Below are 11,403 nucleotides of genomic sequence, written 5' to 3'. Positions count from 1 at the left end.
ACTCCACTTTCCAAGGAGACTGAAGCTGCAACGCGGCGGTGAACAGACAAGAGGTATCCATGCCTCCAACCTACCCGACCGGCATCACCTCACACCCAAACCACCCACCACAAACAGCGAATAGCCGGAAGAAGTCATGTATTCCGTCATCGAGCATCCATCTAATAATTAGGGTTGAGTGACTCGGATATTGTAGTCGGAGGCTGAGAACTCCCTATTTGCAAGGGAAATTGTGTACTCTGGGTGGCGCGCAGCAGACTGCCGCCTGATACCTACCTTCTTATATCATGTCAATGATTGTTTGTGTTCACGAGGACCGAGGTAAGTATGCCCACGATGAAATTCGCCAATATCCTGCTGGAGAGGAACCCGCGTTCGCTGAGCTATCCCTCCCTGTACTGCAAGGCTGACGGGCCGGTCATCGAAGACGAGGCCGCGACCGACGGTTCCTGGCTGCTGTACACCAAGGGCGAATACGACTTCTCCACATACTTCAACTCCCTGTCGGTGCAGAAGCTGCGCAAATACACGAACGCGACGAAGTTCTTCCTGCACCTCGAACTCAAAGGCGCCGCGGCGCATGTCATCGAAACCAAGGGCGGCGTGTTCTCCGCGCACCCCGAACCGGTCGAATCCGTGACCGCCGACCTGCCGGCGAGCGACGACTGGCAGAGCGTCGACCTCGAACTGGAAGTGGACGAGGACGCGGTGATCGTCGGCTTCACCATCACCACCGACGGCCAGGTCGCCATCCGCAACAGCTGCTACTCGCTCGAATACACCGGCGAGGCGCGCCCGATCGAACTGGCGCTCGCCACCACCACGTTCAAGAAGGAAAGCTTCATCGAGCGCAACATCGGTCTGGTCAAGAGCCAGATCCTCGCCTCCGATGAGGACATCGCAAACCACTTCCACATGTACGTCATCGACAACGGCCGCACGCTCGACGTCGACAAGCTCAGCGACGAGCACGTCACCGTGCGTCCGAACCAGAACGTCGGCGGCGCCGGCGGCTTCACCCGCGGCATGATCGAGGCGATGGAACAAGAAGTTCCTGCCACCAACATCCTGCTCATGGACGATGACGTGGCGGTCTCCCCGGAGAGCATCAAGCGCACCTACAACCTACTGCGCCTGCTCAAGCCCGAATACCACGACGCGATGATCTCCGGCGCGATGCTCAACTACGAGATCGGCGAGGACCAGTGGGAGGACACCGGCTGGATGACTGATCGTGGCGCGTGCCGTCCTGCAAAACCTCCGCTGCGTCTTACTCAGTTTGAAGATATCGTCTATAACGAATGCTTTAGGATGCCAAAAGATATCCTCAAGCGCAAGCAGCGATACGCTGCATGGTGGTACTGCTGCATCCCGATCAGCGTCATCAAGGAGAACGGTCTGCCATTGCCATACTTTGTACGTCTTGATGATGCCGAATATGGCGTGCGTTGCGGCAAGGAGTTCATCACCATGAATGGCCTGTGCATCTGGCACATGGCTTTTCATCTTCGCTATAACGCAGCAGTGGAACGTTACCAAACGACTCGTAATGGTTTTATTGCACACTGTACGACGGGATTTGACCCGGATGCCGATTTGCTCGCGGAGCTGCACAACAACATCCGCCTCGAACTCAAGAAGTTCGGCTACGAGAACGCCGAACTGTGCCTCGACGCGTTCGAGGACTTCCTCAAGGGGCCGAAGTTCATCGCCCAGCCCGGCGCCGCCGAGAAGGCGTTCATGGACGCTAACAAGCACAAGGAGAAGCTCGTCTCCTTCCCGGAGGTGCAGCAGCGCGCGGAGGAGCTCGGCATCGACGGCTTCGACCTGAGCCAGATCGACCGTCAGCTCGTCGACGGCGACAAGCCGCGTACCCGCCTTGAGCGCCTCGAGGACTACGTGACCAACAACGGCCAGCGCTTCTTCAAGTACGAGGGCGAAGGCTATGCGGTCATTCCGGTGCTCGGCTGGCTGTACCCGGCCGGTGCGATCCACAACAAGAAGTACCTCATCGTCATCGACTGGTACAACAAGAAGGGCGCCGTGCGCGTCAAGGATCCGGAGCGTTACTCCGCCATCGTCAAGCGCTACGAGCGCGACCTCAAGTACTACAAGAAGAACATCGAACGTCTGCGTCGCGAATACTCCGCCGCGCGTGCCGAGCTGACCTCCGTCAAGTACTGGAAGCACTACCTCAACATGGACTGATCGTCCGGACTGATACGGACTGATCATAGCGGGGCCGCCGGGATTCCGGCGGCCCCGCTGTTATGTGTTGTCAGATATTTCGACAATGTATGACAGTGATGCCATGCAGTGCACAATGGTGTACATTGGTGTAATTTCGTGTACATCGGTACGCATTCGTGTTATATGGTGCAATATGTGAGTGGGCGATGGCTTGCCAGGTAATGGGGGCGGTTCGGAACCAAAAGGCTTTGTGCGCCTGGACTGGTAAAATAGCCCCTCGTGAAAGCAGTCATTGAGAAATTTGCGGATCGGTACCGCTATGCGTGGGTCGTGCTGAAAGGCCTGGTGAAGACCGATTTCAAGCTACGATATCAGGGCTCGTTCCTGGGCGTGGCGTGGTCGGTACTCAAGCCGTTGATGCTGTTCGCCGTCATGTACGTGGTGTTTGCCCAGTTCCTGCGCATGTCTGACGGCACGCCGACCTATCCGGTAGTGCTGCTGCTGGGCATCTGCTCATGGAACTTCGTGGCTGAGGCGACTTCCATCGGCCTGCGTTCGATCGTCGACCGCGGCGATCTGCTGCGCAAGATCCATTTCCCCAACTACATCGTGGTGGTTTCGGCCACGCTGGGGTCGATGATCAGCCTCGGCATCAACTATGTCGTCGTGCTGATCTTCGCGTTCTTCAATCACGTGCGGTTTACCTGGCGTGTGATACTGGTTCCGCTGAACGTGCTGCAGCTGTGGGTCCTTGCCTTGGCCTTGGCGTTGATCTTCAGCACGATGTACGCGTATTTCCGTGATATCGCGCATATCTGGGAAGTGCTGCAGCAGATGATCTTCTATGCGATGCCGATCATCTATCCGCTAAGCTACGTGACCGACAAGGGCGGTCTGTTCGCAAAGCTCGCCCGACTCGAGCTGCTCAATCCGATCGCGCAGACGATCCAGGACATCCGGCATAACTTCATCGCGCCGGAATCGCAGCCCACGGTATGGAACCAGTTCGGATCGTGGTGGGTGCCGGCCATTCCGCTCGGCCTGACCGTGGTGCTCATCTGGGTCGGTGTGTATGTATTCCGTAGGAATAGCAAGCGATTCGCGGAGGTCATGTAAATGGTGGTGAACCAGGAGACTGCAAATTCCCTTATCTCGATGGCCTCCAAAGACGCGGGCGGCGCAGCCGCCATGGACGCCCGGCTCACCGACAAGCCGCACAACGAACTCGCCTATCTGGACGCGCCGGTCGTGCTCTCCGTCGACCATGTGGGCAAGTACTTCCGTCTGCCCACCGAACAGGCCACCGGCCTCAAGCAGGCGTTCATCAACTGGACTCGAGGCATCAAGGGATACCGGCGGCAGGATGTCCTCAAGGACATTTCCTTTGAAGTGCATCAGGGCGAGTTCTTCGGCATCGTCGGGCGCAACGGCGGCGGCAAGTCCACTCTGCTCAAGATCATTTCCCAGATCTATTATCCCGATCAGGGCAGCGTGTCGGTCAAAGGCAAGCTGGTGCCGTTCATAGAGCTCGGCGTGGGATTCAACCCGGAGCTCACCGGCCGCGAGAACGTCTATCTCAACGGATGCCTGCTCGGATTCACCCATGAACAGATCGACGCGATGTACGACGACATCGTCGAATTCGCGGAGCTTGAAGACTTCATGGATCAGAAGCTCAAGAACTACTCGTCGGGCATGCAGGTGCGACTCGCGTTCTCGGTGGCCATCAAGGCGCAGGGCGACATCCTCGTGCTCGACGAGGTGCTCGCCGTCGGCGACGAGGCGTTCCAACGCAAGTGCGACAATTTCTTCCGCGAAGTCAGCAAGGATCCGACGAAGACCGTGATTCTTGTGACCCACGACATGGGATCCGTCAAGAAATACTGCACCCGGGCCATGATGATCAAGGATGGCGAAGTGGCTGCCATCGGCGACAAGGAAAGCGTCGCCGACCAGTACACGCTCGCCAACTTGGAGGCCGAGAAGAAGGAAGACGACAAGAAGGCGGCCGAGGCCGCCAAGAAGGGCGTATATCCGGAAGGCCTCAACGAGCGTTGCCCGCTGCTGCGTACGTATGCCGTATCCAAACCTATGCTGACCAGCGACGACACGTTCCGGTTCGCCGTTGAATACCAGTATGACGAGCCGGGTGATTTCTATCTGGCCATTTCGATGAACGACATCAGGCGTGGCGGCATCACCTACGATACCGGTGCCAAGGTATTCAAGATGAAACGTCACGGGCATCACACCGTGCAGTTCGAAGTGCCGCTCAAACTGTTCAACAGCGGCGAGTTCAAATTGTTCACGTCGCTGCGTACGCCCAGTCCCACCGATCCCAACTTCACCGACATGGTGGCGGTGGCGACCGGCGACAATGCCTGCACGCTCGTGATCCGAAACGACGCGGGGGACGCCTACGCGTTGCTGAACCATGATTACATGCGCATCATGCCGGCGCCGGATGAGCGCGATGTGGAAGTCGTCACCGAGTCTGATCCGTTCAGCGAGGATTTTCGGCGAAGCCGGTCGGATCGGTGAGCGATCGATGCTCGTGATAGATTCAGGGCAAGGACATTGAACGCATCCATCCTGGGCGCATGCTCCGATATTGTGTTTTACGGGGTATCGCAATTGGTATGACGAGGGGCGTTGCCGATCGGCAACGCCCCTCGTCATACCACGAACCAACCATAGGACGTCTGTGTTGTCCGTCTCAGTCGTTCGGATTCGAGAAGATCTTCCGCCAGACGTCGAATCCGGCGATGTCATAGTCCCGGTACTCCTTCGACAGCCGCTCGAACCTGCGCGTATACCGCCAGGCCAGTCGCAGTCCCTGGATCATATCCTTGCGGAACAGCCGGTCGTTGCGTTTCAGCCAGCTGACCGAGTTGCCGTCGGGCGTAGTGACGATCGCGGAGTTGACGTTCGCGAACGAACTCCAGAATGCGTCCTTCGCCGGAATCGCGACATCCGGCACCTTGGCGTTGGACGCATCCGTCATGCCAAGCAGGCCGCGCACGATGTTGTACACGCCGCTTCGGGTGTTCTTGGAGCGGGAACGCGGACGAACCGTGTGCGAGATGAATTCCCTTGCCGGCTCGGGGAAGTCCTCGCGGTCGCCGCTGGCGTGCGTGTCCTCGAACGCGGCGCGTTCCTTGCGGACTTCGGCCAGCTTGCCGGGCATCGACGACACGATGTATTCCGGCCCGCGCATGATGTCCTTCAATCCCTTGTGCCGCAGATACAGCGCCGAATACAGGAAGCGCAGACCGACGTTCAGATCGCCGTACATCATCTCGAACATCATGCGCAACGTGGGCTTGCGGCAATGCAGCAGCGCGAATATCCACCGGTTGCGCTGGAAGAAGTACTCCTCCCACGTGCGGGCCGGATCCTTGTCGTGCCAGGCCTGATGCCATACGGCGACGCCCGGCAGGCAGACGGTCGGGTAGCCATGCTCACGTGCCCGGATGCAGTATTCCGTATCGTCGAACTTGATGAACACCGGCAGGCTCAGGCCGATCTCTTTGATGACCCTAACCGGGATCAGGCACATCCACCACCCGTTGAAATCCGCGTCGATGCGCTGGTGGCGTTCGGGCGAATCCCTGAGCGGGTGCATCGCGAAATCGTGGTTGTACGGCAGTTCCAGCGACGATTTCATCCAGATGGTGCGCGGATCGAGCCGCTCGCCCTGCGTGTACAGTACGGTCCGGTTGTCCAAATGGAACATGCCGCCGCCCACCAGCGTCGGGCGGACCGTGTAATCCGCGAACTGCACGGCGCGCAGAATGGCCTCGGGCTCGGTGATCGCATCGTCGTCGTGCAGCAGCACATAGTCGCTGTTGCCGGCTTCGGCGGTTTCGAACATGCCGCGCGAGTAGCCGCCGGAACCGCCGAGGTTGGGCTGACGCAGATACGTGAGCTGGGAGCCGAGCCGGCGTGCGGTGTCATTGAAATCCGGCTGGTCGGACACATGGTCGGTGCCCTGATCCACGCAATAGATGGTGTCCAGTCGCTTGCGCAGCTCGTCCGCCTGCGCGATGTCTTTCAGCAGATCAAGGCAATACGAGGGACGATTGAACGTGGTGATCGCGATCGACAGCGTGGAATGCGGCTTGGCTGGCGTGCTTTGGGCGGTTCGGGCCGAGACGGGAACCTGCCATTCGGCTGAGAGCACCTGCAGCGGGGCGTCGTCGGAGTCATTGGCGGCATCGAACCAGATATAGCCGCCATCCATGAGATTCGTGAGCGGCATGATCGCTTCGACATGCTGCGGTCTGGCCGGATCGGGGGCATTCACGGACAGTCGTGCCACCGGATTGAACAATCCGCGGCCGGTGGATCGGAAGACGGTCAGCTTGCCGGTGCCGGCGACCTCCGCCACGAGACGTACTCGCCGCACCTTGGTCCAGCGCTGCCAGTAGGCGGCGGGGAACGCGTTGAAGAACGTGCAGAACGATGTGCGGGACCGCGGGGCGATCCGTATGCCACGGCGCGAGATGATGTCGCCGGTCGAAATATGATCCGTGCCGTTCGCGTTGGAACGCTTCGATGCGTCCTCGACGATGCGATCGAACTTGGAGTGATTCAGGGTGCCCCAATTGATGGTCTGCATGTCGGTTCTTGCGTCCAAAACCGATTCGCGCAGATATGACGGCGTCCAAGGCGTCGCGTACAGCGGCAAGGTAAGATCCGCGTCCCGTGTCGGGAACACGATGCGATGGACGGTTTCCCACGCGTCTTTGGTATCAAGAACTGGCATGAGCTCCATTATACAAACGGGCGTCCGTTTGCGGTCGGATCTCCGTGTGACCGCGCGGTCCGGGCGCCCGGCCGCAAACGTCGCACGATCTTGGACGCTACCCGACCTTGAAGAAGTCGGTGTCGTTCAGATACCCCTTGCCGGCGGTCAGATCGTACTGCACGAGACGGTACTCCTTGAGCAGCTGCTTAGCCTGCTTCGACAGGTTCTTGCGCTTGACCGTCGTGCCATCGGCGGACAAGTAGATCGTCGACGCGTTCTCATCGAAACCACCTGCTTGCAGGACCAGTCGTCCTAGCGCGGGCAGCTGATCGTGCAGTTCGGTCAGCAGCGTCAGGTACGGCGAGATCTTCGCGTCCATGTGCTCCGCGGCCTGCGCCATGAAGAAGTTGGACGACGTGTATCCGGCGTTCTTGTCGTCCAGTTTCGTGCCGGCCGAGACGGACGCCTGGTTCGACCAGATGAAGTAATCCGTCTCGTGCAACGCCAGCGCGTTGTTCTTGTCGCTGTTCGCGGTCGTGTAGATGCCCGGCAGATGGTCGCCGTAGAAGATCACGGTGATCGGCTTGTCCATTTGGTCGAGCTGCGACAGGAAATCGAAGGTCGCCTGGTCGGTCAGGTTCACGCCCTTCGCGTACGTGTCGACGGAATACTTCTCGCCGTCGCCGATCTGCGAGACGTCGGCCTCCTTGAATTGGTTGTCCGCATACCAGTCGTTGTATGGCATGTGGTTCTGCATCGTCACCAGCTGGATGAACTGCGGATGCTCGGTGTTCGAGGAGAGCGCGTCGAGCACGTTCTGGTACGATGCGGCGTCGCTGACGACCGTGGAGTTGTCGATGCGATCCTGATGGGTGATCGCCGGATCGCTGTCCAGCGTGTAGAAATGGCTGAATCCGAACTTCTTGTAGTCCGAATCGCGCAGGTACATGTTCTTGTAGAACGGGTGGAACGCCACCGAGCCGGTCTGTCCGTACTTCGTGTTCCAGATCTGGTTGAACGTGTACGGATTCTTCTGATGCGGAACGAGCTCCTGATACGGCGACTGCATGGAATCGTCGAACAGGCCGAGGTTCAGGCCGGTCAGCGACTGATATTCGATGTTCGCGGTGCCGCCGCCGTATCCGGGCGAGAGCATCAGGCCGGAGGTCGTTGTCTCCTTGATCGCGCGGATGTTCGGCATCGGATCTTGGGTGAATTCGATGCCGGGCACTCGCGTCGGGTCGGAGAACGACTCCGACAGGATCATGATCACCGTGCTGTCGGTCATCTCGTTCGCGCGCGTGGCGTTGGTCTTCTTCGCCGCGGCCGCGTATTTCTCGGCGATCTCGGCCATCGCAGCCTTGCTGTAGCCGTCCGGCTTGTCCATCGTCTTCGCGTGCGCCAGACGCAGGAAATTCATCGCCGGGCCGTTGTTTCTCGCGTCGCTGAGCGAATCCCATAGCATCGGCGAGTCGTTCATGCTCTTGGCCCACTCGTACGACCACGAGCCGGGAATGCCGAGGTTCCACGTGAACGAGAACAGGGTCGCGGCGCTGACGATCACGGCTACCAGTCGCGTGCAATTGCCGGCGATGACTTTCGGGTTGCGGAACGGGTGCTTCCAGTGGAACGGGATTACGCACCGGCGTCCGTCGAGAACCTGCAGCACGACGCAGATCAGCGTGAGCCACACCAGCATGCGGATCGAGCCGTAGACGAGCGCGAGGTCGTCCTGCGGGATGAACGACCAGATCTCGCCGGTGTTGCCGCCGGACAGGAAGCTCAGGTCTGAGGGGATGATCGGCTCGCTGCGCAGCGCGATCTTGATGTGGTTGGCCACGGCGAACGATGTCATGGCGATCGAGAACACGGCCGTGGCGATCCAGAAGCGGTTGAGCAGGAACACCAGCACGAGATACATCAGACCGAGGATCAGGAAGTTCAACAACGCGTTGTTGTTGTTCTGCAGCCAGGACTGTGCCACGAACTTCGTGATCTGGCCGCGGATGCTGTCCCATGCCTTCGTGTAGTCGTCCACTGCGTTCGGGTCGGCGTACGTCGGCTCGTTGTAGACGCTCCACTGCAGGAACACGGTGGCCGAGGCGGTGATGAAGAGGAATACGAGCACGTAGGCCGCGTACGAGAAGCGCATGCGATGCTTCCACGCGTTGCCGAAGAAGGCGGCGACAGCGCGGGCTGCGTCGGCGGGGGCGGGGATGGATTCGCGGATGGCGCGCAGACGGGCCGACAGGGTGGGCTTGGTGGGGGATACGGATGATGCGGTAGGGATTGTCTCTGGCGTTGCCTCTGGGCTGCCGGGGGTTGTTGCGGTCTTGTCGGCTGCGGCGCTGCTGGCCGGGGTGTGTTCGGTCGTGTTTACGGGATGGGCGTCTGTCTGACGCTGTGCTGCCGGGGTATGCTCGGCCGTCGCGGCGATGGTGCCGCTGATGGCAACGTCAGTTGCGATGTTCTTGACGCGATCGGCTGATACGGCGTGACTGGAGGTCGGGGAGGGGCTGGCGGAGAGCTTCCGACGCTTTTTGCGGGCGAGTGCCGCGGCGGCGGTCTCCTTATCCCGCTTTTCCTTGTTGCGTCGAATCTTGTATCGCGACATCGCACCCAACCCATCCGTTTCTATTGCTACATGACGTGCATATTGTAATGGTGGGTTCAGGACTTATTTACCGTGCATTCACCCTATTCGGGGCATTGCGCGGCGAAATTTTCGTGGATCGGTCGCGTTGGAGGGCTGTGGAGGGCGATATTCGGTGTTGATCGCGGAGTGTTGAAAACCATTGGAATTTCAACGTTTTTGCAAGGTTGGGCAATCGCGACACGCCGAGAGTTGCATGCGGCGAGAATTCGAGTATATTTATCACTCGTTGCAAGGAACACTTCAACAGCTAGCCAACGCCCCTGTAGCTCAGTTGGTTAGAGCAGCTGACTCTTAATCAGCGTGTCCAGGGTTCGAATCCCTGCGGGGGCACAGACAAGGTCGGAATCGAAAGATTCCGACCTTTTTGTTTTCTGCGCTCCGCATCCCGGTGTATCCGCCGGGCCCCAGGCATGTACGCCGCACCCTCAGGTGTATCCGCGCATCTCCAAGCATGTGCGCCATATCCTCAGGTGTATCTCCCGGTCCCTAGTCTCCCGGTCCCTAGTCTCCCGGTCCCTAGTCTCCCGGTCCCTAGTCTCCCGGTCCCTAGTCTCCCGGTCCCTAGTCTCCCGGGCTTACGGCCGGTTTGACCCCTCAAACCGGCCGTAAGCCCGGGACGAAGCCGGAATCCGGTGCTGTTCCCGGGCATACGGCCTGTTCGGGGTGCGGAAACGGCCGTAAGCCCGGGTGCCATGCTCAAGGACCGCTCATCCTCCCGGGCATACTGCCGGTGTGTGCCTCTGAAACGGCCGTATGCCCGGGATGGCGACCGATGCGCGGCCTCGCCGGGTGGGATGTCGGGCGGGCGCGGTTTAGCCCTCGGCGTAGAATCGTGGAGTTTGCTTGGCGCGCTCGCGCCGCAGTCGCATCAATCGGAACGAGAAGAAAAGAAGCAGCAGTGGAATACTCCCTCTTCACCAAGCTGGCGGCCGAGTTCTTCGGCACCGCCATCCTCATGATCTTCGGCAACGGCTCCGTCGCCAACGTCGAGCTCAAGAACACCAAGGGCCATCACGCCGGCTGGCTGAACATCGCCATGGGCTACGGCTTCGGCGTCATGTTCCCGGTCCTCATGTTCGGCGCCGTCTCCGGCGCGCACATCAACCCGGCCATGACCATCGCGCAGGCCATCAACGGCATGTTCCCGTGGAACGAGGTGCTGCCGTACATCATCGCGCAGCTGCTCGGCGCGGCGCTCGGCCAGTTCATCGTCTACCTGACCTACTACCCGCACTACAAGGAGACTGAGGACGCCGAGGCGATCCTCGCCACCTTCTGCACCACCGACGCCGACAACAAGAAGCTCAACTACTTCGTCAACGAGATGTTCGGCACGCTCGTGCTCGTCTTCGGCGCGCTGTGCTGCCTGATGGACCCGTGGGGCGAGAAGGATCCGGCCGCGGCCGCGATCGTCGTCGGCTTCATCGTGTGGGGCCTCGTCACCTCGATGGGCGGCCCGACCGGCCCTGGCCTGAACCCGGCCCGCGACCTCATGCCGCGACTCCTGCACGCCATCCTGCCGATTCCGTCGAAGGGCACCTCGCGTTGGAACGAGGCGTGGATTCCGGTCGTCGCCCCGATCGTGGGCGCGATCATTGGCGCATGGCTGTTCAACGCGTTCTTCGCGTGACCTGTGCCGTGCCGATGATGTGATCGCGGCTGATCGTCTGTGATCGCTGATGTTTCGGCATGATTGTGCGGCTCTCCTCCGGCAGGGGGAGAGCCGTTGTGTTATGCGGGTGATGCGTATACTGTGCACGGAAATTCATGATGGTGTTGGAATGGTGAATGTTCATCGGAAGGGTTG

General features: G+C 59.9%; 6 protein-coding genes and 1 tRNA gene. 5 read left to right on the top strand and 2 right to left on the bottom strand.

Annotation, left to right across the window (positions count from 1 at the left end; all coding sequences use genetic code 11):
• Nucleotides 1–327: 327 nt before the first annotated feature.
• From KIH76_RS07055 to KIH76_RS07045, 3 genes are all read left to right on the top strand, one after another.
• Nucleotides 328–2,208 (top strand): glycosyltransferase, encoded by a 1,881-nt coding sequence (locus tag KIH76_RS07055; protein WP_219070000.1) that lies wholly within the window; start codon nt 328–330, stop codon nt 2,206–2,208.
• Nucleotides 2,209–2,469: 261 nt separating this feature from the next.
• A complete protein-coding gene (locus KIH76_RS07050) occupies nt 2,470–3,306 on the top strand; it encodes an ABC transporter permease (protein ID WP_214375182.1) in 837 nt (278 codons plus the stop codon).
• Nucleotides 3,307–3,378: 72 nt separating this feature from the next.
• A complete protein-coding gene (locus tag KIH76_RS07045) occupies nt 3,379–4,731 on the top strand; it encodes an ABC transporter ATP-binding protein (protein ID WP_214375184.1) in 1,353 nt (450 codons plus the stop codon).
• A 175-nt stretch (nt 4,732–4,906) separates the two neighbouring features.
• Here the strand turns inward: KIH76_RS07045 and KIH76_RS07040 are convergent, their stop codons facing one another.
• Nucleotides 4,907–6,958, bottom strand: coding sequence for a glycosyltransferase (locus tag KIH76_RS07040; protein WP_236036889.1), 2,052 nt, complete (start codon nt 6,956–6,958; stop codon nt 4,907–4,909).
• A 97-nt stretch (nt 6,959–7,055) separates the two neighbouring features.
• Complete coding sequence (locus KIH76_RS07035; RefSeq protein WP_338023612.1) at nt 7,056–9,554, bottom strand: LTA synthase family protein; 2,499 nt, start codon at nt 9,552–9,554, stop codon at nt 7,056–7,058.
• 298 nt (nt 9,555–9,852) lie between these two features.
• Here KIH76_RS07035 and KIH76_RS07030 point away from each other — a divergent pair.
• Together KIH76_RS07030 and KIH76_RS07025 are read left to right on the top strand one after the other, a co-directional pair.
• Nucleotides 9,853–9,926, top strand: a tRNA-Lys gene (locus tag KIH76_RS07030).
• 568 nt (nt 9,927–10,494) lie between these two features.
• The gene (locus KIH76_RS07025) at nt 10,495–11,226 is read left to right on the top strand and encodes an MIP/aquaporin family protein (RefSeq protein WP_214373746.1); all 732 of its coding nucleotides are present in this window, start codon (nt 10,495–10,497) and stop codon (nt 11,224–11,226) included.
• Nucleotides 11,227–11,403: the final 177 nt, after the last annotated feature.

The sequence above is a fragment of the Bifidobacterium simiiventris genome (assembly GCF_019331715.1).
In the GTDB taxonomy this organism is placed as follows: Bacteria; Actinomycetota; Actinomycetes; order Actinomycetales; family Bifidobacteriaceae; genus Bifidobacterium; species Bifidobacterium simiiventris.
The sequence above is the reverse complement of the archived record's forward strand: the minus strand, read 5'-3'. Positions and strand labels throughout refer to the sequence as shown.